We start from the raw sequence: 23,915 nt of genomic DNA, 5'->3' as shown, positions 1-23,915 counted from the left end.
GTTTCCGGATGGCGCCGGTGCTGACACCTGTCCTGTCGCGCCCAAGCGCCGGCGCCGTCCGGATTACCTCTCTCACAACTTCGTTCAACAAACTGTTGACGTTTGGTTCTTGCCGAAATTAGGCTCCGCATGACGGAAGACACTTTCCGTCAGCAGTTACCCGTACGGAAGGTCACCATGTCGAAGCGCACGCTGACGACCGAGTCCGGCGCCCCGGTCGCCGACAATCAGAACTCCGCCACCGCCGGCGTCGGTGGCCCGCTCCTGGTCCAGGACCAGCAGCTCCTCGAGAAGCTTGCCCGCTTCAACCGCGAGCGCATCCCGGAGCGCGTGGTGCACGCCCGCGGCTCGGCCGCGTACGGCTACTTCGAGGTGACGGACGACGTCACCGCGTACACCAGCGCCGCGTTCCTGAACACGGTCGGCAAGAAGACCGAGACCTTCCTGCGGTTCTCCACCGTCGCGGACTCCCTCGGCGGCGCGGACGCCGTCCGTGACCCGCGCGGCTTCGCGCTGAAGTTCTACACCGAAGAGGGCAACTACGACCTCGTCGGCAACAACACCCCGGTGTTCTTCATCAAGGACCCGATCAAGTTCCCCGACTTCATCCACTCCCAGAAGCGCGACCCCTTCACGGGCAAGCAGGAGCCGGACAACGTCTGGGACTTCTGGGCGCACGCCCCCGAGGCGACGCACCAGATCACCTGGCTGATGGGTGACCGCGGCATCCCGGCGTCGTACCGTCACATGAACGGCTACGGCTCCCACACGTACCAGTGGACGAACGAACAGGGCGAGGCCTTCTTCGTCAAGTACCACTTCAAGACGAACCAGGGCATCCGCTGCCTCTCGGGCGAGCAGGCCGCCGAGCTCGTCGGCAAGGACGCGAACTCGCACCAGACCGACCTGCTGCAGGCCATCGAGCGCGGTGTGAACCCCTCGTGGACCCTGTACGTGCAGATCATGCCCGCCGCCGAGGCCGCGGACTACCGCTTCAACCCGTTCGACCTCACCAAGGTGTGGCCGCACAGCGACTACCCGCTGCAGCGCGTGGGCCGTCTGGTCCTCGACCGCAACCCGGACAACGTCTTCGCCGAGGTCGAGCAGTCCGCCTTCTCCCCGAACAACTTCGTCCCGGGCATCACCGCCTCGCCGGACAAGATGCTCCAGGGCCGTCTCTTCGCGTACGCCGACGCCCAGCGCTACCGCCTCGGTGTGAACCACACCCTGCTGCCGGTCAACGCCCCGAAGGCGACGAAGGCCGAGAACTACGGCCGCGACGGCGTCATGGCGCTGCGCAACGGCTCGCGCCACGACAAGAACTACGAGCCCAACTCGTACCAGGGTCCGGCCGAGACCGGTCTGGCGCTCGGTGCCCCGAAGGCCGTCTCCGGCTACACGGGCACCCACGAGGCCCCGGCCCACACCAAGGACGACGACTTCTTCCAGGCCGGTGAGCTCTACCGCCTGATGTCGGAGGCCGAGAAGCAGCGTCTGGTGGCGAACATCGCCGGCGGGCTGTCTCAGGTCACCCTCGAGGACGTCATCGAGAAGAACCTGGCTCACTTCCACGCCGCGGACGCCGACTACGGCAAGCGCGTCGAGGAGGCCGTTCGCGCCCTGCGCGACGCCTGAGCCGCACAGCTGTACCGGGGGCCTGACGGGAGGTCAGGCCCCGGGTGCTAGCCCGAGCTGCTTGCCCGGATGAGGGGTGGTACGCAGTGAGGGCAGGACGAGGACCGTGGTGGGCGTGCGAGCCAGTGCGGTGGTAATGGGTTCCGAGGCCCGTCTCTTGACCTGAGGGAGACGGCGCCGGAGTTCTCGTCGCCCGCCCACCACGGTCCCAGCCATTCCTCTTCGTACAGGGGCCACGCACAGAGTCCCCTGTGGGTACGAGGAACCTCCTACTCCGCCCGGCGGTGCGAACGTCCTGTCGCGCCAGCCTCGCTCCGTCGGGCGGTCACAACCAGAGCGCCGAGTCACGGACGGTCCCGTGACTCGGCGCTTTGTCGTTCCCGGCCGTTTCCGGCCGCTCCCGGTCGTTTCCGGCCGCTCCTCGTCGCTCCCGGTCGGTCCCGGTCGGTCCCGCTACCGCGGTCTCCTGCGCGGTACGGAGTCCAGCAGCAGACGGGTGTACTCGTGCTCCGGGGACGAGAGCACCGAGGCGGTCGGGCCCGTCTCCACGACGCGGCCCGCGCGCATCACGACGAGCTCGTCCGTCACCGCCCGTACGACGCCCAGGTCATGGGTGATGAAGAGGTACGCCACCTCCGTGGCCGCCCGGATCTCTGCCAGCAGGCCCAGGATCTGGGCCTGCACGGAGACGTCCAGCGCCGCCACCGCCTCGTCCAGCACCAGGACCGCCGGCTCCACGGCCAGGGCCCGGGCGATGGCCACGCGTTGGCGCTGGCCGCCGGAGAGCTCGCGGGGCCGGGCCGCCGCCTCCCGCTGCCCCAGGCCGACCTGGTCCAGCAGTTCGCGGACCCGCGGGCGCGGATCGCGCCCCGGGAAGTGCAGCCGCAGGGTCTCCCGGAGCACCTCCCCCGCCGCGATCCTGGGATCCAGCGAGAGCAGCGGGTCCTGGAAGACCAGCTGGACCTCGCGCGCCCGGCGCAGGCGCGCGGCCCGCCCCTTCTCCGCCCGCCCCTTCGTGGCCCGGCCCTTCGCGGCCGGCTCGCGTACCCGGCCCCGTACGAGGACCTCTCCCGCGTCGGGCCGTTCCAGGCCCGTGATGATCCGGGCCGTGGTGGTCTTGCCCGAACCGGATGCGCCGACGATGCCCAGCGCGCCGCCCGCCGGGACGGTGAAGGACACCTCGTCCACCGCGCGGACGTCCCCTCCGTAGGTCCGGCAGAGGCCCCGGACTTCCAGTACGGCGGTCATGACGACTCCTCCGCGTGGTGACAGGCCACGCCCGCGCGCGGGGCCGGGATCTCCTGGGTGCACAGGCCGCTCGCGCGTGCGCAGCGCGGGGCGAACGCGCAGCCGATGACGGCGGTGCGCAGGTCCGGCGGGCGGCCCTCGATCCCGACGAGGGGGCCGGGCGGGGCGTCGAGGCGGGGCGTGGCGGCGAGCAGGGCCGCGGTGTAGGGGTGCCGGGGGTGTTCGAACAGGGCGGCGGCCGGGCCGGTTTCGGCGATCCGGCCCGCGTACATGACGTAGACCCGGTCGCTGATGGCGGCGGCGAGTTCCAGGTCGTGGGTGACGAAGAGCAGGCCGCAGCCGCGCTCCGCGCGGAGCCGGGCGAGCAGGGTGATGATCTCGGCCTGGGTGACGGTGTCGAGGGCGGTGGTGGGTTCGTCGGCGAGGAGCAGCCGGGGGCCGGGCAGCAGGGCGGCGGCGATCATGACGCGTTGCAGCATGCCGCCGGAGAGCTCGTGGGGGTACTGGCGCAGGACGCGGGGCGACAGGCCGACCGCGTCGAGGAGTTCGGGCAGGGCGTCGGCCCGCGCGGTTGCGCGTACGGTCTCCGTGAGGAAGTCGCCCAGCCTGCGCAGCGGGTTCATCGCGGACCGCGGGTCCTGGAAGATCATCGAAGCGGTGGTGGAGCGGACGGTCCGGAGGCGGTCCGGGCGCATGGTCAGGACGTCCTCCCCGGCCACCCGGACCTCCCCCGAGACGTCCGCACCGGCCGGCAGCAGGCCGAGGGCCGCGCGTGCGGTGAGGGACTTGCCGGAGCCCGACTCGCCGACCAGGGCGACGGTTTCGCCTGACCGGACCGTCAGGTTCACTCCGGCGAGCACGGGCCGGGCCTGGCCGGGGAGCGCCAGGTGGAGGTCCGCCACCTCCAGTACGGGGTCGTTCACGGGGTCGTTCACGGGGGTGTTGACGGTGTCGTTCACGGTGTCGTTCACGCGGTCCTCCCGGCGACCCGGTCGGCGACGTGCTCGCCGACGACGTTGAAGGCGACGACGGTGAGGATCACCGCGAGGCAGGGGGCGAGCGCGGAGAGCGGCGCCCCTTCGAGGATCGCCGACTGCCCGTCGTTGATCACGGCTCCCCAGTCCGGGGTGAGCGGCGGCACGCCGAGGCCGAGGAAGGACAGGGCGGCCAGGTCGAGCAGGGCGTAGCCGAAGTTGACGGTGGACTGGGCGAGGACGACGGGGGCGATGTTGGGGATCAGGTGGCGTACGCAGATCCACGGGCCGGAGAAGCCCTGGACCCGGTACGCCGCCAGGTACGGCTTGCCGGCCTCGGCGAGGGCGAGGCTTCGGGCGAGGCGGCTGACGAAGGGGGTGTAGGCGAGGGAGAGCGCGACGACCGGGGCGATCAGGCCGCGGCCGTAGAGCGAGACGAGCGTCATGGCCAGCAGCAGCCCCGGGAAGGCGAGCAGGAGTTCGCTGGTGCGCGAGAGCACGGCGTCGAGCAGGCCGCCGCGCCAGGCGGCGGCGACCCCGATCGCGACCCCGAGCAGGGTGGACAGGGCGACCACGCAGAGCGGCCCGAGGAGCGAGGTGCGGGCGCCGGTGATCAGGCGGGAGAGGGTGTCGCGGCCGCTGATGTCGCCGCCGAGCAGCAGGTCCGACGAGGGGCCCGCGAGGGAGGCGCCGAAGTCGACGGCGTTCGGGTCGTGCGGGGCGAGCCAGGGCGCGAACAGGGCGACCAGGACGACGAGGGCGGCGGAGCCGAGGCTCACGCGGTACAGCCGGCCCCCTCCCCGGCCGGTGCGCCGTACGGCTTTCGGTCTGAGCAGGAGTGCGGTCATTCGGTGCTCCTCGCGCCGAGCCGGACCCGGGGGTCGATGAGCGGGTGGACGAGGTCGACGGCGAGGTTGACGAGGACGAAGAGCGTGATGGTCAGCAGGGAGATCGCCTGGACGACGGGGAAGTCCTTCACGCTGACGGACTTGGCGAGGAACTCGCCGAGCCCGCCGAGGCCGAATGCGGACTCCACGAGGATCGTGCAGACCATCAGCCCGGAGAGGGTGAGCCCGGCCTGGGTGAGGACGGGGCCCAGCGCGCCGCGCAGCACGTGGCGGCGCACGACGGTCCGCTCCGGGACTCCCCGGCTGCGGGCGACGGTGACGTGGTCCTGGGCGAACTGCTCCAGCAGGGCCGCCCTGGTGACCCGGGCGAGCACTCCGACGAAGGGCAGGGCCAGGGCGAGCGCCGGCAGGGCGAGGTGGTGGAGGGTGTCGAGGAAGCCGTCACCGCTGCCGAGTACGGGGAACCAGCCGAGGCGGACCCAGAAGAGCGAGAGCAGCAGGATCGCGGCGATGAAGGAGGGGGTGGCGACGGCGGCCGAGGTGACGACGAGGACGGCCCGGTCGGTCCGGCCGCCCCGGACGGCGCTCAGCAGGCCGAGCAGGAGGCCGCCGGTGAGCACCAGGAAAGCTGAGATTCCGATCAGGGCGAGGGTGACGGGCACCCGCGCGGAGACCAGGTCCAGGACATCGCTGCGGTACTGGAAGGAGGTGCCGAGGTCGCCGGTGACGGCTCCGGCGAGCCATTTCCCGTACTGGACGAGGAAAGGGTCGTCGAGGTGGTACTGCTCCCGGATCGCGGCCAGCGCCTGCGGGTTGGCGCCGCGGCCGCCCAGCAGGAAGGTCTCGGGCTTGCCGGGGGCCAGGCGGACGGCGGCGTACACGAGGAAGGAGGCGGCGAGGAGGGTGGCGAGGAGTTCGCCGAGACGTCTCAGCAGGAAGCGGATCGGGCCGGACGGGTCCGTCATCAGGAGGCCCCCACTTCGGCGGCCCACGGGGCGTACATGTAGGAGATGGTCGTGGGGGCGCCGGTGATGCGCTCGTTCAGGAACACGGCGCCGGGATACTCGGCCACCGGCAGGCACACGGCCTCGGCCGCGGCCATCGCGGCGAGCCGGGCGGTGAGGATGCCGCGCTCGGCCGGGTCGTACGCGGCGCTCGCCTCGTCGGCGAGGGCGTCGTACGCGGGTGAGCTGTAGCCCCCGTAGTTCTCGAACTGGCCCGTGCGGAAGTTCGCGTACATGCTCAGCGGGTCGCTGACGGAGAGGTAGTAGGTGTAGGGGAAGAGGTCGAGCCCCTTGCGGGCCTCGGGGTCGGAGAACAGCGCGGTGAAGGCGTCGGGGGCGACGGTCCGGATCTCGACGTCGAGTCCGATGCGGCGGCCGGCGTCCTGGACGGCGGTGGCGAGGAGGGCGACGTCCGGGCCGAGCGGGCTGGAGGCGACGGTGAGCTTCCTGCCGCGTGCCCCGGCCTCGTCGACGAGGCGCTTCGCCTGCTCCAGGTCCCGCTGTACGGGCGGCAGCGCGGCGAGCCCGGCCGCCACCGGTTCGGGCGGTATGCCGCGCCAGGTCGCCTTGGCCACCAGGGAGCTGGTGGGGGTGGCGGCCCCGCGCATGGCCCCCTTGGCGAAGCCCTCGCGGTCGAGGGCGAGCATCAGGGCCCGGCGGACGCGGACGTCGGCAAGGGTGCCGCCGAGGTCGGCGACGGCGAGGTTGACGGTGGTGAGGCCCTCGCCGCGGTAGAGGTGCCCGGTGTCGGCGGCGCGCAGCCGGGACATGGACTCCGGGGGCACGGCGAAGGAGCCGTCGACTTCGCCGGTGAGCAGGGCGTTGGTGCGGGCGGCGGAGTCGGGGAGGAAGGCGAAGGTGACGTGGCCGGCCCTGGCGCGCTTGCCGTGGTAGCCGTCGAAGCGGTCCAGGCGCAGCGACGCGCCCTGCTCCCACTCCCCCAGCCGGAAGGGGCCGGTGCAGTCGAGGCCGCCGTCGGCGGTGCCGAAGGCCTTGCCCTGCTCCGCCATGGTGGCGGCGTTCGCGACCGTACCGGCGGAGTTGGCCATGGCCTGCGGGAACATCGCGTCGGGGGTGGTGAGGTGGACGGTGATCTGGAGCGGTCCGGTCTTCTCCACGGATTCGACGTTCTTGAAGTCCTCGATCCAGTACGAGCCGAGCTCCGGGTCGAGGTGGCGCCTCAGGCTGGCGACCGCGTCGTCGGCGGTGAGTGTGGCGCCGCTGTGGAAGCGCACGTTCGGGCGCAGGTCGTAGACCCAGGTGGTGGGGTCGGGGTTCGAGGCCTTCTCGGCGAGTCCCGGTTCGAGGGTGAGCCCGGGGGTCCAACGCATCAGGGATTCGCAGACGTTGGCGAGAACGGTGTTCTGCGGGTAGTCGAAGGCGTAGAGGTAGTCGAGGACGGGCGGCTCGGCGTAGAGGGCCCAGGTGAAGCCGTCGATGTCGCCGCGGGCGGGGGGCGTCGCGGTGGAGAGGGGGACGGCGGCGGCGCCGGAGCCGCCGGCCGGGGCCGCGCAGCCCGCGCCCGTGAACAGCAGGGCGAGGACCGCGGCGGCCGGGGCGGCCAGGCGGCGGGGTGAGGGGATCGGCATGCAGGCTCCTTGGCGGAGGGGTCCGGGTCCGCTACGCGGGTTCGGTGAGCGAGCCGTACAGCTCGGGGCGGCGGGTCTGCAGCAGGCCGAACTCCAGCCAGTCGCGGCGCTGGTCGAGGTCGAGGTCGGCGACGAGGACGGCGGGCCGGTCGCGGGGGGCGCGCAGCATGACCCGGCCGTAGGGGTCGGAGATGAAGGAGGAGCCGTAGAAGACGGAACGGCCCTCGGTGCCGGTGCGGTTGGGCACGATCATGAAGAGGGCGTTGGCGAGGCCGTTGGCGCTGATGGCCTGCTCCCACATGGGCCGGGTGTCGAAGTCCGGCAGGTCCACCTCGGAGCCGATGGCGGTGGGGTGGACGAGGATCTCGGCGCCGTGCAGGGCGTAGGCGCGGGCGAGTTCGGGGAACCACTCGTCCCAGCAGGTGGGGAAGCCGAAGCGGGCGCCCGCGTGGGCGATGACGGGGAATCCGCTGTCGCCGGGGCGGAAGCAGAGGTCCTCGCGGTAGCCGGGGAAGGCGGGGATGTGGTTCTTGCGGGTCCGGGCGATCAACTTGCCGTCCGGGTCCACGCAGATGGCGGTGTTGTATCCGAGGCCGCCGTCCTCGGCGCGCTCGTAGAGCGAGGCGTGCACGGTGATGCCGAGGCCGGTGGCGAGCTCGGCGGCCAGGTGGGCGGTCGGGCCGTCTTCGAGGTCTTCGAGGCAACGGGCGGCGCCGGCGGCCGTCGGGTCGTCGGTGGTGCAGAAGTACGGGCTGCGGGTGAGCTCGGGGAGGCAGACCATCGTGGCGCCCTGCTCGGCGGCGATGGCCACGCCCTCGCGCAGCCGGTCGTCGTGCTCCTTCTCGTCGGGGTACCAGCGCATCTGGACGAGGCCGACGCGCAGGAGCTCGCGCTCGGCGGGCTCGGTGCGGGCCGGGGAGCCGAGCGGGGAGCCGTAGGAGGTGAGGAGTGCGTACGTCGTCACGCGCGCGCCTCCTTGGGGGGCTGCGGGGTGACCGCGGGCTGCGGGGTGACCGGGGGCTGCTGGGTGGCCGGAAGCTGGGTGATCGGGAGCTGTGCGATCGGGAGCTGCTGGGTGATGCAGTGGACTCCGCCGCCGCCGTACGCGAGGACGGGGGTCGGTACGCCCACCACCTTGCGGCCGGGGACGGCGGCGGCGATCACGGCGAGGGCGGCCTCGTCCTCGGCGCTGCCGCCGACCGGGACCACGCAACCGCCGTTGGCGAGGTAGAAATTGAGGTAGCCGACCTCGACCGGCACGCCGTCGACCTCGCCGTGGGTGGTCTGCGGGAGGGCGACGATCTCCAGGGCGCGGCCGCGGGCGTCGGTGGAGGCCTCCAGGACGGCGAGGTTGGCGCGCATCCGGGCGTGGTCGGGGTGGGCGGGGTCCTCGGGGAGGGAGACCAGCACCTTGGCGGGGGCGATGAAGGCGGCGACCCCGTCCACGTGGCCGTCGGTCTCGGTGTCCTCCAGGCCGCCGTAGGGGAGCCAGATGACCTTCTCGACGCCGAGGCGGCGGCCCAGCTCGTCCTCGATCTCGGCGCGGCTCATGCGGGGGTTGCGGTTGGGGTGCAGGAGGCACTGCTCGGTGGTGATGAGGGTGCCCTCGCCGTCGACGGTGATGGCGCCGCCTTCGAGGACCATCGAGGAGTGGACGCGGGGGACGCCGAGGCGGTCGAGGAGGAGGGCGGCGAGCTTGTCGTCGGCGGTCCAGGGGTAGTGCTTCTCGCCCCAGGCGTTGAAGCGGAAGTCGACGCCGATCCGGCCGCCGTGCTGGTCGTAGGCGAAGATCGGGCCGGAGTCGCGCAGCCAGGAGTCGTCGATGGGCAGCTCGACGACATCAATGCCGGCGTCCTGGCCGCAGGCGGCGCGGGCCTCCTCGGCGCGGCCGGGGGCGGCGATCATGACGACGGGCTCGAAGGCGGCGATGGCGCGGGCCACCGCCGCGTACTCGCGCTTGGCGGCCTCGAAGGCGGACCCCCACAGCTCGGGGCGGGTCGGCCAGGCCATCAGACAGGCTTCGTGTTCGGCCCACTCGGCGGGCATGCGCCGTGGGGATGGGGTCGCGGTCATCGGGGGGGCTCCTTCGGTGCGGTGGTGGCCCGGCGGCCCCACCAGTCACCCTGACTGAAATTTCAGTCAGGAGCGAGCGGACTGAAAATCCAGTCAGGATGTCGGGTGGGAGCTATCGTGAGACCTGACTGAAAGCTCAGTCAAGGGATATCCGACCGAAAGGTGCGAGCAAGAGTGGCCGATCGCCAGGCGTTGATCTTGGAAGCAGCCGTACGCGTGATCGCGCGCAACGGCGTCAGAGGGCTGCGCGTCGAGGAACTGGCGGCCGAGGCCGGCGTCTCCACCGCGCTGATCTACTACCACTTCAAGGACCGCGCCGGACTGATCCAGCGCACCCTCGCCTTCATCAGCGACCGCGCCACCGGCTACACGGACGAGGCGCTCAAGGACACCGAGGACGCCCGCGCCGCCCTGCTCCAGCTCCTGCTGAGCGAGCTCCAGGACACCCCCCGGGTCCGCGAGAACAGCATCGCCTGGGGCGAGTTGCGGGCCAGCGCCATCTTCGAGACCGACCTGCGCGAAACCCTGGCCGAGTCGACCCGCTCGTGGTCCCAGGACACGGCGGACGCGATCTCGGACGCCCAGGCGGCCGGCCTCGCCGACCTGCGCGCCGAGCCGCTCGACGCCGCGGAGCGGCTGACCGCCCTGGTCGAGGGGCTGAGCGAGCGCTGGCTGAGCGGATCACTCACTCTGGACCGGGCCCGCGAGCTGCTGACCGGCGCGGTGGACGCGGAACTGGGCCCCCGCCCCGAGTAGTTACCGTCCGGCCCCGACAGGACCACGGGACGAAGACACAGCGAGCGAGACACAGAACGACCCCCGCCCCTCCCGGAGGAGGAACGAGGGTCGCCGTGCACTACGGGACTACGGGACTACGGGACCTGCTGGACCTGCCGGACCTGCCGGACCTGCTGCGATCAGACCTGGAGGGCCTTGATCGCGGTCGGGGCGTGGCCGGGCTCGGTGGCCAGCTCCTCGAACTCGGTGACGTCGCTCATGTCGACCGTCTTGCTCATCGAGATGTTGGTGACGCGCTCCAGGATGGCCTCGACGACGACCGGGACCTGGAACTCCTGGGCCAGCTTCTTGGCCTGCTCGAAGGCGGCGCCCAGCTCCTCCGGGTCGGTGACGCGGATCGCCTTGACGCCCAGACCCTCGGCGACCTTGACGTGGTCGACACCGTAGACACCCAGCTCGGGGGTGTTGATGTTCTCGAACTCGAGGTTGACCTCGAAGTTGATGCCCAGACCACCCTGCGCCTGACGGATCAGACCCAGGTAGGCGTTGTTCACCAGGACGTGGACGTAGGGGACCTTGTGCTGCGCGGCGACCGCGAGCTCCTCGATCATGAACTGGAAGTCGTAGTCGCCCGAGAGCGCGACGATCGGGGTCTCCGGGTCCGCGGTGGCGGCACCGATCGCGGCCGGGATGGTCCAGCCGAGCGGGCCGGCCTGGCCGCAGTTGATCCAGTTGCGCGGCTTGTAGACGTGCAGCATCTGCGCGCCGGCGATCTGGGAGAGGCCGATGGTGGTGACGTAGCGCGTCTCCGGGCCGAAGGCCTTGTTCATCTCCTCGTACACGCGCTGCGGCTTCATCGGGATGTTCTCGAAGTGCGTGCGGCGCTGCAGCGTGGCCTTGCGCTCCTGCGCGGATGCGGCCCAGGCGCTGAAGTCGGGCAGCTTGCCCTCGGCCTTGAGCTCCTTGGCGACCTCGATGAAGAGCTCCAGGGCGGCCTTGGCGTCGGAGGCGAAGCCGAAGTCCGGGGCGAAGATCTTGCCGATCTGGGTGGGCTCGATGTCGACGTGGACGAACTTGCGGCCCTTGGTGTAGGCGTCCAGGTTGTAACCGGTGTGACGGTTGGCCCAGCGGTTGCCGATGCCGAGGACGAAGTCCGACTCCAGGAAGGTCGCGTTGCCGTAGCGGTGCGAGGTCTGGACGCCGACCATGCCCGCGCTCAGCTCGTGGTCGTCCGGGATGGTGCCCCAGCCCATGAGGGTGGAGATGACCGGGACGCCGGTCAGCTCGGCGAACTCGACCAGCAGGTCGGAGGCGTCGGCGTTGATGATGCCGCCACCGGAGACGATCAGCGGGCGCTCGGACTCCAGCAGGAACTGGATGGCCTTCTCGGCCTGGGCGCGGTTGGCCGTCGGCTTGTAGACCGGCAGCGGCTGGTAGGTCGCCGGGTCGAACTCGATCTCGGTCAGCTGGACGTCGATCGGCAGGTCGATGAGGACCGGGCCGGGACGGCCGGAGCGCATGAGGTGGAAGGCCTGCTGGAAGACGCCCGGGACCTGCGCGGCCTCGAGGACCGTGGTGGCCGCCTTGGTGACCGGCTTGGCGATCGAGGCGATGTCGACGGCCTGGAAGTCCTCCTTGTGGAGCTTCGAGACCGGAGCCTGACCGGTGATGCACAGGATCGGGATCGAGTCCGCGATGGCCGAGTACAGGCCGGTGATCATGTCGGTGCCGGCGGGGCCGGAAGTACCGATGCAGACACCGATGTTGCCCGCCTTGGCACGGGTGTAGCCCTCGGCCATGTGCGAGGCGCCCTCGACGTGGCGGGCCAGCGTGTGGTTGATGCCGCCCACGTTCTTGAGCTCGCGGTAGAACGGGTTGATCGCAGCGCCGGGCACGCCGAACGCTTGCGAAACGCCCTCGAGCTTGAGGATCTCCACTGCAGCGGCGGCGGCTGTCATACGGGGCATCGAGTTCTCCTGCGGGTCTGACGGTCAGGCTTTTCCGTAATCCGGAAGTTTTGTTCTGCTATACGGAACAAGCTATGCGTGGCTCTCCCTCTCGTCAAGGCAGTAGGGGACCTCGGAAGCCACCAAAAGCCGCGTCTCGCCCTGTCGGTTGCACAAATGACCGGGGCGATGACCCGAAATGGCGTGCTCCCTCGCCCCGGTGGTCGCCGGTGGTGGAACATGTACCTACGCACAGCGACGGAGGGGGTCCAGGTCTCATGGCGGAAGCGGTACCGGTGCGCTGCCCGGCGTGCCTGCGCGAGAACGGCTACACCGCACCGGTCTTCCCGTGCGCCTGCGGAAGCCCGGTCCATCCCCCGCTGGATCTGGCGGCGCCACCGCTGCCGCTGACCCATCGGACCTGGTCGGACACCTGGGTGGCGGTGCGGTGCGAGGCCTGCGGGCGGGAGAGCGAGTGGCCGCATCCGGAGGTGGGGTGCGGATCGTGCGGGACGGTGGTGCGCCTTCCCGTGCACCCGCTGGAGCACCGGCCGGGACCGGCCGATCCGCCGCCGGGCCCGGGGAGGTCCGCTCCCGGCCCGTCCGCCGACTCCGCGACGTCGGCCTCCGGGGGCTCCGGGGGCTCCGCCACCTCCGCTGCCCTGCCGCAGCGGGATCGGCAGGATCGGCGGGATCGGCGGGATCCGCAGCCCGAGGCGAGCCCCGGGCCGGCGCCCGCGCACATACCGCTGCCGCCGACCGCGCCCGTGCCGCGGCCCGCGTTCCGGCCGGTGACCATCCGTACGGCCCGCGACGCCGTGGCCACGGCCGCGCTGTACCTGCGCTGGCTCGGCTTCCAGGACGTACGACAGCCCGACGGGCGCCCGATCCCGTCGGCGGCCGTGGACCTACGGGCTCCGGGGCTGGTCGCCCAGGTGGACCCGACCACCGCACCGGCCGGGCTGCGGGCGGTGGAGTGCGTCTGGCTGAACGGACTCACAGCTTCCGCGACGAGCGTCTACTTCGCGCTCGCCGGGTACACGGAGGAGGCCCGCACCCGCGCGGACGATCTCGGGATACCGCTGTTCGTGATGGACCTCACGGGCATGCCGCAGCCGGTCAACGACCCGGCGGACGAGCTGGTGGGATCGGGGGCCTAATCTCGGAGGCGCTACTTACTGCTTGCCGAGGAGAGCCCGATGAGCCTGTACGACATCCCGCTGACCACCCTGTCCGACGAGCCCACCAGCCTGGCGGCCCACAAGGGCAAGGCGATCCTGCTGGTGAACACCGCCTCGCAGTGCGGGCTCACCCCGCAGTACTCGGGACTGGCCCGCCTGCAGTTCAAATACGAGGAGAAGGGCTTCACCGTCATCGGCGTGCCCTGCAACCAGTTCGGTGAGCAGGAGCCCGGGAACGCGGAGGACATCCAGACCTTCTGCGCGGCCGGTTTCGGGGTCACCTTCCCGATCCTGGAGAAGTCCGAGGTCAACGGCGAGAACCGGCACCCGCTCTACCAGGAGCTGGTGAAGACCCCGGACGCGGAGGGTGAGGCGGGGGACATCCAGTGGAACTTCGAGAAGTTCCTGATCTCCCCCGCCGGCGAGGTCGTGGCGCGCTTCCGCCCGCGCACCGAGCCCGAGTCCGCCGAGGTCATCGCGGCGATCGAGGCGCACCTGCCCGCGTAAGGACGCCCGTACGTCCGCCGGCGCGGGCCGTACGTCCGCCGGCGCGGGTCGCGCGGGCCCGTACCGCTCAGCCCAGGTCGGCCTCGTGGTACTCCCCCGCCGAGCCGGCCGCGGTGAGCTCCCGCAGTTCCACCCTGCGGATCTTTCCGGACACGGTCTTCGGGAGCTCGCCGAACTCGATGCGGCGGATCCTCTTGTACGGGGCCAGCACCGCGCGGGAGTGCTCGAACAGCGCCCGGGCCGTCTCCGGCCCGGGCTCCCAGCCGCCCGCGAGCGTGACGTACGCCTTCGGTACCGCCAGCCGCAGCTCGTCCGGGGCCGGGACGACGGCGGCCTCGGCGACGGCCTCGTGTTCCAGCAGGGCGCTCTCCAGCTCGAACGGACTGATTTTGTAGTCAGAGGCCTTGAAGACGTCGTCGGAGCGCCCGATGTAGGTGAGGTACCCGTCGGCGTCGCGGGAGGCGATGTCGCCGGTGCGGTAGAGCCCGTCCGCCATGGCCTCGGCGGTGCGCTCCGGGTCGTCGCGGTAGCCGGTCGTCACCCCGGCGGGCCGGGTGCGCAGGTCCACGCAGAGTTCGCCCTCGTCGGGGGACTCCTTGCCGGTGACCGGGTCCAGCAGGACGATCTCGTAGCCGGGCGCCGGGCGGCCCATGGAGCCGGGCTTGACGGGCATGCCGGGGAAGTTGCCGACCTGGAGGGTGGTCTCGGTCTGGCCGAAGCCGTCGCGGATGGTGATGCCCCAGGCCTCGCGGACCTTCTCGATGACCTCGGGGTTGAGCGGCTCACCTGCGGCGACGGCCTCGCGCGGGGGACTGGCCAGTTTGGTGAGGTCGGACTGGATCAGCATCCGCCACACGGTGGGCGGGGCGCAGAAGGTGGTCACGCCGTGCCGGTCCATCTCGGCCATCAGCCGCTCGGCGTCGAAGCGGGTGTAGTTGTGGACGAAGACGGTCGCGCCGGCGTTCCAGGGGGCGAAGAGGTTGGACCAGGCGTGCTTGGCCCAGCCGGGCGAGGCGATGTTGAGGTGCACGTCGCCGGGGCGCAGCCCGAGCCAGTACATGGTGGAGAGGTGCCCGATGGGGTACGAGGCGTGCGTGTGCTCGACGAGCTTGGGGCGGGCGGTGGTGCCGGAGGTGAAGTACAGCATCAGCGGGTCGGTGGCGAGGGTCTCCCCGTCCGGACTGAAATTACAGTCAGCCACATCGTTCACATCGTGCATGTCCGCCAGCCGCCGCCAGCCGGCCGGAGCCTGCGGCCCGGCGGCGATCCGGGTGTAGCCGCCCGGCACCTCGTCGAACTTGGCCGTGTCCTCGGCGCGCGCGACGACGTGGCGGACGTGCCCGCGCTCGACGCGGTCGCGCAGGTCGGCCGGGCCGAGCAGCGGGGTGGCGGGGATGACGACGGCGCGCAGCTTCATCGCGCCCAGCATCACCTCCCACAGCTCGCGCTGGTTGCCGAGCATGACGAGGATCCGGTCGCCGGGCGCGACACCCTGCTCGCGCAGCCAGTTGGCGGCCGCGTCGGACCGTACGGCGAGCTCCGCGAAGGTGACGCCCTCGCTGGTGCCGTCCTCCTCGACGATGCGCAGGGCGTCCGCGTCGTTGCCGGCGGCGAGGTGGTCGAACCAGTCCAGGGCCCAGTTGAAGCGGTGGGGGCGGGGCCAGGTGAATCCGGAGTGTGCGGCTTCGTAGTCACCGCGGCGTTCCAGCAGGAAGTCCCGCGCGGTCAGGAACTGGGCGGTGGCGCTGTGCTGCGTGCTGTCGGTCGTCATGGCAGGCATCGTGCCGCGTCCGGTCCACGGACCACCAGAGCGGCGTCAGTCGCGGATTGACCCGAAGCGTACGGAAATCCGACCTCCGCCCCCAGCCCCGCCCTTGGCCTCGCCCATGACGGCGGCCATGAGCTCCCCCTCGGCGACGATCTCCTCCCGTTCCGCCTTCGAGACGTCGCCGAACAGCTCTACGGTGAGCACCTCCCCCGTCAGCTTCCAGAGGCCGGCGAGGAACCCGTCGACGAGGAGGGTGCAATGGGCCTGGTTCCCGGTCCAGGCGCGGCCCTTGGCCGCGGGGGCGACCACACGGGTGCGGTCGGCGTGCGAGAGCAGGAGGTTGTCGAATTCCGGGAGGAAGCGGGGCGGCGCCGGGGTGTCCGGGTCGGGCCGGGGCGCGTCGGGGAGGTCGAAGAGTTCCACGCCGTTCTCGTCCTGGAAGGCGACCAGCCCGGGCCGCAGCCGCTCGAAGGCCTCCCGCAGCCGGGTCAGCCCCGCCCAGACCTGCATGTCCTTGACGGAGGCGGGCCCGAAGGCGGCAAGGTAGCGCAGCACGACGTCATCCACGGCCTGCGCGGGGCACGCCTCCTTGCCCAGCCAGCTCTCAGCGGTGGTGAGCCTGACCTGCCCGCTGCGCCCCCACACCCCGCGCGGGGTGACCTGGACCAGCGGCAGCCGGCAGCGCGCGGCGACGGACAGGGACTGGGGATCGGCGCCGGGCCACTCTTCGAGCAGTTCCTCGCGGATCTCGGCCATGGTGCGCGGCTCGGCCTCGACGAACGCGCGGGCACGTTCCGCCAGCCGGTCCAGGTCCACCCCGGCGAGCCCCTTGCGGAAGTAGTTGACCTCGCGCTCGCGGGCGGGCTGGACGAGCGGGCGCAGGGTCAGGGCATCGTGCGCGGTGTGGGTGTGGATGGTGGAGCGCATGGTCACCATCCGGACCACCTCACGGGACTCCATGAGGCCGGCCAGTTCGGCGGGCCGGAAGTCGGTGAGCCGGGCGTGGAGCTGGAAGTAAGGGGGCTTGACGTTCTGCGCCTGCAGTCCGAGCAGGTGTGCCACGGCGTCCTGCGCGGACATCTCGGCGCGGCTCAGCAGGAGCTGGCGGGCGAGCGTGGCACGGTTCAGAGCGCGGGTGTCGAGTACGGGATGCATCGTCCTGGAGGCCATGACAGCAAGCTAACCCTCCTTGCGGACACCTTCTGTCCGCAACCCCACAACCGGAGCCGACGGGAAACGACGTTGCCCGACACCCCGCATCCTTTTCCCCCTATATCCTGCCCCTTGCCCGTAAACACGTTCGACCGGGAGCTGACCTGCGATGTCGGAGCGCCCAGACCGCCGCCCCTCGCCGTCCGCCGCGAAGCGCACGGGATGGCGCCGCCCCGCCTCCCCGCCCACCACGCCCCCGGCGGGACCGCCGCCCGCCCCGCAGCCCGCACCGCCGGCTACCACTTCCCCGAACCACCGCAGCGTGATCGACTCGGCCGTCTACCGCGACGGCCGCCGGGTCGCCTCCCCCGCCACCCTGGCCGACACCTTCCGACAGCTGCGCGAAGAGCCCGACGGCATGGCCTGGATCGGCCTGCACCGCCCCACGGAGCCCGAACTCCACTCCCTCGCCGCCGAGTTCAACCTCCACGAACTCGCCGTAGAGGACGCCCTGGAAGCCCACCAGCGCCCCAAGCTGGAGCGCTACGGCGACACCCTCTTCGTGGTCCTGCGCGCCGCCCGCTACCTCGACGCCCAGGAGGAGGTCGAGTTCGGCGAGCTGCACATCTTCGTCGGCCCGGACTTCCTGATCACGGTCCGCCACGGCGGCGCCCCGGACCTCTCCAGCGTCCGCCGCCGCATGGAGGAATCCCCGGAACTCCTCTCCCTGGGCCCCGAGGCCGCCCTGTACGCCATCCTCGACGCGGTGGTCGACGGCTACGCCCCGGTCGTCGAGGGCGTCCAGACCGACATCGACGAGATCGAGACGGAAGTCTTCCGCGGCGACCCGGCGGTCTCCCGCCGCATCTACGAACTCTCCCGCGAAATGGTGGAGTTCCAACGCGCCACCCGCCCCCTGGTCGGCATGCTGCACGGCCTGATGGCTGGCTTCGCGAAGTACGGCACGGACGAGGAACTCCAGCGCTACCTCCGCGACGTGGCCGACCACGTCACTCACACCAGCGAACGCGTGGACGGCTTCCGCCAAGCCCTCACCGAAATCCTGACGGTCAACTCCACCCTGGTATCCCAACAACAGAACGCCGAAATGCGCGCCCTCGCCGAAGCCGGCTTCGAACAGAACGAGGAGATCAAGAAGATCTCCTCGTGGGCTGCCATTTTGTTTGCACCCACACTCGTGGGAACCATCTACGGCATGAACTTCGAGTCCATGCCTGAGTTGGGTTGGAGCCTCGGATACCCCCTTGCGATCTGCCTCATGGGGATGGTTTGCGTCAGTTTGTATGTAATTTTCAAGCGGCGGGACTGGCTCTAAGCGGCCATCACATCACCCTCAGCAATCATTCGCACTTAGCTTTCGCATCACTCGCAGAGCGCCCCACAAGCGGCCGTGGGGGGTTCCTGGGGGGAATAGATGCGGGTGATCTCCTCGCCCTGCCCCCGACAAGCCCGTGACCAGCCTCTTTTGGGTGTCGGAAAGCTCTGGGGGGAATCCGGGGAGAAACGAATGGCAGTCCGCGCCTTGCGCCCGCCGCAACGAGCCCGCCCGGCTTCCTGTTCGGCGCTCCCTGCAGAGCCCGCCGACCCTGCGGCGCATCACAGACAGTGACCTCCATGCACTTGCCGTCCCCGACAGGCCCCAGGGTCAGAACGCCCTGACCTGTCGCAAGTGTCGTCCGTGCGAGCGACGCCAGTCGCGAGGCTTCAGCAACTCGCCATACACCGCACCGTGCCCACGGAGTCGAGCAGACACCCTCGGCCGGCAACCTGCTGTGAGCTCGCGCTCGGGTACTCCGGGCCGGCCGCTTTTTGGTCTGCTCTGGTGGCTGTTGACCGTTACGGCTGTCCCGGCGTCTGCCCCCTCCCGGGGTTGGCGCAGACGCTCTGACCGTCCCTGATTAGGGTCAGACGTCCCTGGGGAGCGGGAACCAAAGCCTTTCGGGCCCCAGAATTGTCTTCTGGTCCTCGGCGGTCTGCTGCAGTCCCCGTATCGGCCGACCGTGTTCCGTCCACGCTGACTGGCCAATGGGTCCGTCGGCTCCCGCTGGGGGGAGGCGTACGGCGATGCGGGCGCGGGAGGGGTGGCCTCAATGCGGTTAGCGCCCGTGTCCTGCCCACCCCCGCAGCAGTTCACCAGGGGTGACGGCGACGATGCGCCACTTTGAGGCCACCAACGAGGTAGCGGTTCTGCCACTCCAGGTGGAACCGGTCTTCAACGAACTCGCACGGCAGTGGTCCGACACGGGGCGGACCGTGCCGGGTCACGCGGACCGCGAGTGGACCCGGAGTGTGACCCTCCGTCGCTTCCCGTGTCCGTGTACTGCACCTTCACACGCAGCGGTGGACCACACACGCATCAGCGGAATTCGGCCGTGGTTGTTCCCGACGTTCCCCACGCAACTCCGCCCTCGTGAATGGGCGGTTCATGGATTGAGGAAGCCATAATGACGACTGCTTTGAAGAACCAGAAGTTCAGCTCTCTGTTCGACTGGTTCGACCACGACCACGACGGGCAGCTCACGCAGGCTGACATGCAGGCGACGGCCTCAGTGTTCGCCCAGGTCGCCGCGCCGGATGACCACAAGAACGTCACGGCCATCCGCAACGCGTTCGAGCAGTGGTGGCAGCTGTTGCTCAAGCACGGTGACACCGACGGCGACGGGCAGGTCTCACGCACCGAGTTCATCACTGTTATGGAGGTCAACGTCACCGCCCCCGAGCACTTCGAGGGTGCCGTCATGACGATCGCCGAGTCGGTCCATAACGCGCTCGACACTGACGGCGACGGAGTGCTCAGCCGCCAGGGGTACGTGGCGATGTGCGACGCGCTGGGCCTCTCTGCCGAGCACGCCGGGGAGGCGTTCCAGCTGCTGGACCTGGACGGGGACGGAGTGATCAGCTTCGAGGAGCACCGAAAGGCCATCCGGGACTTCTGCCTCAGCGCCGACCCCAACGCGCCGGGCAACTACCTCCTGGCCCCGGCGAACACCCTCAGCTGACGTATCGTCTTCCACACCGCCGGCGAGGGGCCCACCGGCGCGCCGCAAGGTCCCTCGCCCTACCAAACCCCGCAAGACTCCGCACGGCAGGTCGTCGGGGTGCGTGGCCAGGCACACGCGCCCACAGGGATCGCGCATACTGCAGCACCCATCCACGGACCGACGCCGATTCCTGGCGACGGCTTCGGGTCGCTGTCTGTTCGCAGCCGTTCCCGTCCGTGCGACTGCCTGATGCCGAATGCTTTCGGCCGGTCCGCGCGGGCCCTGAGCCGGGTCACCATTTTTCAGGGGACCACGACCAAGCAGCAGCGTTTCGTCGCCTGCGGGTCGCTCCGGTACTCCCTGGGGAGTCCGTCGTAGGTTTCCGCGCCCTGAGGCGCGGCATTGATGAGGATGACCGCGAAGACGGTCAACGCGGATGCGGGATCCCGAGAACCGTGACGGTCCTCGATGCGTGGGAGCGCCGAGGACCCCCGGGCGAGGCCCAACCCCCGTCAGGAGGGGCGGCGCGCCTCCAGCAGGACGTAGTCCTGCGCTTCAAGATAGATCCGGTTGTACTGGCCCACGGCAGCCTTGACCGCCTCAAGGCCTTCCTGGCCGACGCAGGCGACGAGCTCCTGCTGGCGTGCCGTCACGGCCCTGATCAAGTACGCCGCAGTGGCTCGAACCTCCGCAGTGATCGGTGTCACCCGGATCTGGGCGAGCCCTGCCTCCACGGCAAGGCCCTTCACCTGCTCCATCGTGTCCAGCGGGGCCGCGCACAGCATCTCCGCCGCCAGGCGGCGATCCTGCGCCGACATCTCGTGCGTCAACACGTAGTCGGCGATTACGAGCGGCGCTCCCGGGCGCAGTACCCGGGCGATCTCGGCGAACGCGGCGGCCTTGTCGGTTACGTGGAAGAGCAGCGACTCGATCGCGAAGGCTCCGTCGAAGGACGCGTCGGGGAACGGAAGGTGCGTCATGTCGGCGCCGGCGAAGGTCACTGAACCTGTGACGCCGGCCTGTTCGGCTGCTGCGGTCGCCTCCGCCACCTGACCCGCGCTGACGGTGACCCCCGTGACGTGCACATTCTGCCGCTGGGCGGCATGGATGGCCGGGCCGCCCTGCCCGCATCCCAGGTCCAGGATCCGGCTGCCCGGCCGTACGTGGCATGCGTCCAGTACGACATCGGTGAGATGGGTCTGAGCCTGGGGTAGCGAGGCCGCGCCCCGGCTCCAGTAGCCGACGTGAATGCTGCCGTCGTGCACGGCTGCGAAACCAGCGAGGGCGGCGTCGTAGTAGGCCCCGACCTCCTGCCCGCTGAGTCCATCTGTCTCCGTCACCATGTCCATGTCCTGCTTACTCCTGTTCTGTCACGAGGATTCCTGGCACGAAGGTCTGGGAAGGGCCGTTCCCTTGCCAAGGAGCAGGGCCTCTGTCGCCCTGACTCCGGCCGAAGGGCATCCGAGATGCGCTTCGGCGGGCGCACGTCCAGGCGGGAGTTCTTCCAGTACCTGTCCAGCATCGAGCGGGCCCGCCCGCCAGGGCAGCCGCGCGGAACTGGCCGGCGCCTCAGGCTTCGGGGCTGCGCAGCAGACAGGCGACGTATCCGGTCTTGTCCTTGAGGAAGTCAAGAAGTTGGGGCATGGCGGTGTCCATCGTCTCGGCGAAGTCCGGGCCGAGTTCGTTGGCGATGGCCTGCCGGTTCTCCCGGTAGATGTGGGAGAAGAGGCGACTGCTGAGGGTTACGTGCGCGGTCAGGTCGCGGTACTGCTCCAGTTCCAGGCCGGCTTCGCGGATCTGGTCGATCACCTCGGAGGCGGTGGGCAGCGGACAGAAGGTGAAGCTGCCCATCATGGCGAGTTCGGCATCGGTGGGGGCGACGCGCTGGGTGTAGAAGGTCACCAGGATCGGCGCTCCCGGGCGTACCACCCGGCGCAGTTCGCGCAGTGCGCGGACGGGGTCGCTCAGGTGGGGGAAGCTGTCCAGCGCCCACGCCCCGTCGAAGGTGGCTGCCTTATAGGGCAGGTCCATTGCGTCACCGTGCTCGAAGCGCACGCGATCACCCATTCCGGCGGTGGCTGCCCGGTGTGTGGCCTCCTGGACCTGGGCCTGGCTGATGCTGCAGCCGGTGAAGTGCGTGCGGGTGCGCTGGGCGGCCCGGATGGTGGGGGTGCCGTGGCCGCATCCGACGTCGAGCAGGCTCTGGCCGGGCTGGGGCCGCAGCAGATCGGTGAAGAAGTCGGTCATCCGGTCCTGGGCCTGGGTCATCAGATCCTGGCTGCGGGTGGCCGGGGTGCCGTCGTCCTTCAGCCACATGCCGTAGTGGAAGCTGTCGCCGCTGATCAGCTTCAAGAGGCTGTCGGCAGTGTCGTACCACGCGCCGACTTCCTGCGACGTTGGCATCGTGGCTGTCTCGAGGGGCGGGGCTGAGGTCATGAGGCACTCCTGGGTCGGGTTGAGCTTGCTAGGGGGTCGGCGAGGTCTTCGGCGGCACCGAGACCCGAATCAACGGCGGTGCGGCCGTGTCACCGATCGCGATGATGAAGGAAGTTGTGTTGCGGGCCCGGCTTCCTGGGCGCGGCGACGGTGGAGCAGGTCCGGGCGGTCGTCGAGGGCCAGGCTTATGTGCTGCTCGGCCCCGTCGGTCGTTGTGAGCGACGACGGGTGCGGTTTTCACCAGGTGGCGAACAGGTGGCTGGGGCCGCGCATCCCCAGGTCACTGCGTGCCCAGCCGGACTCGTCTGCCTCCTCGAGGCGTAGAGCGGGCAGATGCCGGGTGAGTGCGGCGATCGTCAGCTCGGCGAGGGTACGGGCGAATGCGGCGCCGGGGCAGTAGTGGATGCCGAGGGAGAAGGCCAACGATGCGGGGGCGTCGGTGCGACCGGGGTCGAAGGCTTCCGGGTTCCGCAGGCCGGTGGACTCGTCGTGGGCGGCAGAGCCGAGAAGGAGCAGCAATCGCTGTCCCGAGAGGATGGAGACGTCACCGAGGCGAGCCTCACGACGGGTGGCCTTGAGCCAGCCGGTGATGGGAGTGTCGTAGCGCAGAGCCTCCTCGCAGGCAGCTGGAATGTCTTCGGGGTGCGTGGCCAGGTTGGTGAAGGCACCGCTGCGCAGCAGGTGGTAGCTGGTGTTCGCGAGGTGTAGAGGGGTCGTCTCGGCATTGGTGAGCAGCAGTTCGGCGAGCTGCGATGCCGCCTCATTCTCAGTGAGCTGTTGTCCTTCGGGGCCTCGCCAGGACAGCAGGGCGCTGGGAACGTCCTGGCGGGGTGAGCGAGCCCGGTCCTCGATCACGGCGGTGCAGTAGCGGTTGAGCCAGGCGAGCTCGGCCACCCCGCGGCACTGTTCGGCGGGCGGAAGCCTGTCCCAGACCAGACGCGTCAGGGACGCGGCGGCGGACGCGATGCGCCCGTGGTCGTCCGAGGAGATTCCGCACAGCTGAGTGATGAGCGCAGCGGACAGGGGGCGGGCAAGGTCCGCGACCAGGTCCGCGCGCCGGGCAGACCTGGCGGCGAACGCGGCCACCACGGTGTCGGAGCAGGCGGCCAGGAGCGGTTTCAACGCGGCGACTTGGCGCGGAGTGGTGGGCCACGCGGCGGTCGCGGCGGCGCGCAGTCGCGCGTGACCCGGCGGATCGGTGGTGGAAACCGCCGGCACGCCGCCGACGCTCTCCAGGGCATGGAGCGCCGCGGGGTCCAAAGGCCAAACGGGTGCCAGGGTGTCGGCATTGCCGTAGGTGAGCGGATCACGCAGGACCTGCTCGATCTCGCGGTAGCGGGCTACGATCCACAGCCCCAGATCGGGGTCGTAGCAGACCGGGTGCTCGCTGCGCAGCCGCCGGTAGACGGCGTACGGGTCGCGAGCGCCGTGCAGCCCGGTACGTACCACCGCACTCCCGGTCGCTGGTGCCACCGGGCAGGCCGCGGGCGCACCCGCAGCCGGGACTCTTTGGACATCGGGGCGGTGCTCAGCCAATGGTTCAGCTGTGGCGCCCGCCATCTCCTCGATCATGTATCCCTGCTTCAGGTCAGGCCGGATCGGTTGGCACGGTCCCCGGGACCGGCCTCGCGCCTGTGCACCGTGTGGACCGCCCCGTCTGCGAGCAATCGTGTCGCGGTGACCGTCAGGCGCCCGGTATGAGCTATTTATGGTTGGCGCTTCAACCCAACGGATCACATTCGCCGTGGTGCTCAACTCGCCGCAGTCGCCGCCTGGTTGTGATCGTGGCGGCGGCGCGGGAACTGGCGCCACCT

Annotated in this window: 19 protein-coding genes; 6 read left to right on the top strand and 13 right to left on the bottom strand. The window is 70.4% G+C overall.

Going from position 1 to position 23,915, the window contains the following annotated elements; all coding sequences use genetic code 11:
• The first annotated feature begins 177 nt into the window (after positions 1 to 177).
• A complete protein-coding gene (locus ACZ45T_RS18050) occupies positions 178 to 1,635 on the top strand; it encodes a catalase (protein WP_468442372.1) in 1,458 nt (485 codons plus the stop codon).
• Positions 1,636 to 2,088: 453 nt separating this feature from the next.
• Here the strand turns inward: ACZ45T_RS18050 and ACZ45T_RS18045 are convergent, their stop codons facing one another.
• The 7 genes from ACZ45T_RS18045 to ACZ45T_RS18015 are packed head-to-tail and all read right to left on the bottom strand — an operon-like array spanning position 2,089 to position 9,371.
• Positions 2,089 to 2,883 (bottom strand): ABC transporter ATP-binding protein, encoded by a 795-nt coding sequence (locus ACZ45T_RS18045; protein ID WP_468442294.1) that lies wholly within the window; start codon positions 2,881 to 2,883, stop codon positions 2,089 to 2,091.
• Positions 2,880 to 3,854, bottom strand: coding sequence for an ABC transporter ATP-binding protein (locus ACZ45T_RS18040; RefSeq protein WP_468442292.1), 975 nt, complete (start codon positions 3,852 to 3,854; stop codon positions 2,880 to 2,882). Before ACZ45T_RS18040 ends, ACZ45T_RS18045 begins: the two co-directional genes overlap by 4 nt.
• Positions 3,851 to 4,705 (bottom strand): ABC transporter permease, encoded by an 855-nt coding sequence (locus ACZ45T_RS18035; RefSeq protein ID WP_468442290.1) that lies wholly within the window; start codon positions 4,703 to 4,705, stop codon positions 3,851 to 3,853. Before ACZ45T_RS18035 ends, ACZ45T_RS18040 begins: the two co-directional genes overlap by 4 nt.
• On the bottom strand, positions 4,702 to 5,670 hold the full coding sequence (locus ACZ45T_RS18030; RefSeq protein WP_468442288.1) for an ABC transporter permease: 969 nt from the start codon (positions 5,668 to 5,670) through the stop codon (positions 4,702 to 4,704). The genes ACZ45T_RS18035 and ACZ45T_RS18030 overlap by 4 nt, the downstream gene beginning before the upstream one ends.
• Positions 5,670 to 7,298 (bottom strand): ABC transporter substrate-binding protein, encoded by a 1,629-nt coding sequence (locus ACZ45T_RS18025; protein WP_468442286.1) that lies wholly within the window; start codon positions 7,296 to 7,298, stop codon positions 5,670 to 5,672. The genes ACZ45T_RS18030 and ACZ45T_RS18025 overlap by 1 nt, the downstream gene beginning before the upstream one ends.
• A gap of 31 nt (positions 7,299 to 7,329) precedes the next feature.
• Positions 7,330 to 8,262, bottom strand: coding sequence for a nitrilase-related carbon-nitrogen hydrolase (locus ACZ45T_RS18020; protein WP_468442284.1), 933 nt, complete (start codon positions 8,260 to 8,262; stop codon positions 7,330 to 7,332).
• A complete protein-coding gene (locus tag ACZ45T_RS18015) occupies positions 8,259 to 9,371 on the bottom strand; it encodes an agmatine deiminase family protein (RefSeq protein WP_468442282.1) in 1,113 nt (370 codons plus the stop codon). Before ACZ45T_RS18015 ends, ACZ45T_RS18020 begins: the two co-directional genes overlap by 4 nt.
• Positions 9,372 to 9,545: 174 nt before the next feature.
• Here ACZ45T_RS18015 and ACZ45T_RS18010 point away from each other — a divergent pair, with 174 nt between their 5' ends.
• The gene (locus ACZ45T_RS18010; protein WP_468442280.1) at positions 9,546 to 10,127 is read left to right on the top strand and encodes a TetR/AcrR family transcriptional regulator; all 582 of its coding nucleotides are present in this window, start codon (positions 9,546 to 9,548) and stop codon (positions 10,125 to 10,127) included.
• Between the two features lie 161 nt (positions 10,128 to 10,288).
• On the opposite strand, the gene gcl is transcribed toward ACZ45T_RS18010, so the two are convergent.
• A complete protein-coding gene (gene gcl, locus ACZ45T_RS18005) occupies positions 10,289 to 12,076 on the bottom strand; it encodes a glyoxylate carboligase (RefSeq protein ID WP_468442278.1) in 1,788 nt (595 codons plus the stop codon).
• A 257-nt stretch (positions 12,077 to 12,333) separates the two neighbouring features.
• On the opposite strand from gcl, the gene ACZ45T_RS18000 reads away from it, so the two are divergent.
• Both ACZ45T_RS18000 and ACZ45T_RS17995 read left to right on the top strand, forming a co-directional pair.
• On the top strand, positions 12,334 to 13,215 hold the full coding sequence (locus ACZ45T_RS18000; protein ID WP_468442276.1) for a hypothetical protein: 882 nt from the start codon (positions 12,334 to 12,336) through the stop codon (positions 13,213 to 13,215).
• A gap of 39 nt (positions 13,216 to 13,254) precedes the next feature.
• Positions 13,255 to 13,743, top strand: a complete 489-nt coding sequence (locus tag ACZ45T_RS17995) for a glutathione peroxidase (protein ID WP_468442274.1) — start codon at positions 13,255 to 13,257, stop codon at positions 13,741 to 13,743.
• Positions 13,744 to 13,810: 67 nt separating this feature from the next.
• Here ACZ45T_RS17995 and ACZ45T_RS17990 read toward each other — a convergent pair whose 3' ends face one another.
• Positions 13,811 to 15,514, bottom strand: a complete 1,704-nt coding sequence (locus tag ACZ45T_RS17990; protein ID WP_468442272.1) for an AMP-binding protein — start codon at positions 15,512 to 15,514, stop codon at positions 13,811 to 13,813.
• A 45-nt stretch (positions 15,515 to 15,559) separates the two neighbouring features.
• Positions 15,560 to 16,681 (bottom strand): winged helix DNA-binding domain-containing protein, encoded by a 1,122-nt coding sequence (locus ACZ45T_RS17985; protein ID WP_468442270.1) that lies wholly within the window; start codon positions 16,679 to 16,681, stop codon positions 15,560 to 15,562.
• Positions 16,682 to 16,832: 151 nt separating this feature from the next.
• On the opposite strand from ACZ45T_RS17985, the gene ACZ45T_RS17980 reads away from it, so the two are divergent.
• Both ACZ45T_RS17980 and ACZ45T_RS17975 read left to right on the top strand, forming a co-directional pair.
• A complete protein-coding gene (locus ACZ45T_RS17980; protein WP_468442268.1) occupies positions 16,833 to 17,999 on the top strand; it encodes a magnesium and cobalt transport protein CorA in 1,167 nt (388 codons plus the stop codon).
• A gap of 1,129 nt (positions 18,000 to 19,128) precedes the next feature.
• Positions 19,129 to 19,683: an EF-hand domain-containing protein gene (locus ACZ45T_RS17975; protein ID WP_468442266.1), complete on the top strand. Its 555-nt coding sequence runs from the start codon at positions 19,129 to 19,131 to the stop codon at positions 19,681 to 19,683.
• Positions 19,684 to 20,177: 494 nt separating this feature from the next.
• On the opposite strand, the gene ACZ45T_RS17970 is transcribed toward ACZ45T_RS17975, so the two are convergent.
• From ACZ45T_RS17970 to ACZ45T_RS17960, 3 genes are all read right to left on the bottom strand, one after another.
• On the bottom strand, positions 20,178 to 21,014 hold the full coding sequence (locus tag ACZ45T_RS17970) for an SAM-dependent methyltransferase (RefSeq protein WP_468442264.1): 837 nt from the start codon (positions 21,012 to 21,014) through the stop codon (positions 20,178 to 20,180).
• A 220-nt stretch (positions 21,015 to 21,234) separates the two neighbouring features.
• Entirely contained in the window at positions 21,235 to 22,068 is an 834-nt protein-coding gene (locus ACZ45T_RS17965; RefSeq protein WP_468442262.1) for an SAM-dependent methyltransferase, read from the bottom strand.
• 270 nt (positions 22,069 to 22,338) lie between these two features.
• Positions 22,339 to 23,550 carry a cytochrome P450 gene (locus tag ACZ45T_RS17960; RefSeq protein WP_468442260.1) on the bottom strand — a complete coding sequence of 404 codons (1,212 nt, stop codon included), beginning with the start codon at positions 23,548 to 23,550 and terminating at the stop codon, positions 22,339 to 22,341.
• Positions 23,551 to 23,915 lie beyond the last annotated feature (365 nt).

The organism is Streptomyces sp. NPDC030995 (genome assembly GCF_055571215.1).
The sequence above is the reverse complement of the archived record's forward strand: the minus strand, read 5'-3'. Positions and strand labels throughout refer to the sequence as shown.

Excerpts from the sequence above, each read along its gene's own strand:
- ACZ45T_RS18050 (WP_468442372.1), top strand. The coding sequence starts at position 178 with ATGTCGAAGCGCACGCTGACGACCGAGTCCGGCGCCCCGGTCGCCGAC.
- ACZ45T_RS18045 (WP_468442294.1), bottom strand. The coding sequence starts at position 2,883 with ATGACCGCCGTACTGGAAGTCCGGGGCCTCTGCCGGACCTACGGAGGG.
- ACZ45T_RS18035 (WP_468442290.1), bottom strand. The coding sequence starts at position 4,705 with ATGACCGCACTCCTGCTCAGACCGAAAGCCGTACGGCGCACCGGCCGG.
- ACZ45T_RS18030 (WP_468442288.1), bottom strand. The coding sequence starts at position 5,670 with ATGACGGACCCGTCCGGCCCGATCCGCTTCCTGCTGAGACGTCTCGGC.
- ACZ45T_RS18025 (WP_468442286.1), bottom strand. The coding sequence starts at position 7,298 with ATGCCGATCCCCTCACCCCGCCGCCTGGCCGCCCCGGCCGCCGCGGTC.
- ACZ45T_RS18015 (WP_468442282.1), bottom strand. The coding sequence starts at position 9,371 with ATGACCGCGACCCCATCCCCACGGCGCATGCCCGCCGAGTGGGCCGAA.
- gcl (WP_468442278.1), bottom strand. The coding sequence starts at position 12,076 with ATGCCCCGTATGACAGCCGCCGCCGCTGCAGTGGAGATCCTCAAGCTC.
- ACZ45T_RS18000 (WP_468442276.1), top strand. The coding sequence starts at position 12,334 with ATGGCGGAAGCGGTACCGGTGCGCTGCCCGGCGTGCCTGCGCGAGAAC.
- ACZ45T_RS17995 (WP_468442274.1), top strand. The coding sequence starts at position 13,255 with ATGAGCCTGTACGACATCCCGCTGACCACCCTGTCCGACGAGCCCACC.
- ACZ45T_RS17990 (WP_468442272.1), bottom strand. The coding sequence starts at position 15,514 with ATGACGACCGACAGCACGCAGCACAGCGCCACCGCCCAGTTCCTGACC.
- ACZ45T_RS17985 (WP_468442270.1), bottom strand. The coding sequence starts at position 16,681 with ATGGCCTCCAGGACGATGCATCCCGTACTCGACACCCGCGCTCTGAAC.
- ACZ45T_RS17980 (WP_468442268.1), top strand. The coding sequence starts at position 16,833 with ATGTCGGAGCGCCCAGACCGCCGCCCCTCGCCGTCCGCCGCGAAGCGC.
- ACZ45T_RS17975 (WP_468442266.1), top strand. The coding sequence starts at position 19,129 with ATGACGACTGCTTTGAAGAACCAGAAGTTCAGCTCTCTGTTCGACTGG.
- ACZ45T_RS17970 (WP_468442264.1), bottom strand. The coding sequence starts at position 21,014 with ATGGACATGGTGACGGAGACAGATGGACTCAGCGGGCAGGAGGTCGGG.
- ACZ45T_RS17965 (WP_468442262.1), bottom strand. The coding sequence starts at position 22,068 with ATGCCAACGTCGCAGGAAGTCGGCGCGTGGTACGACACTGCCGACAGC.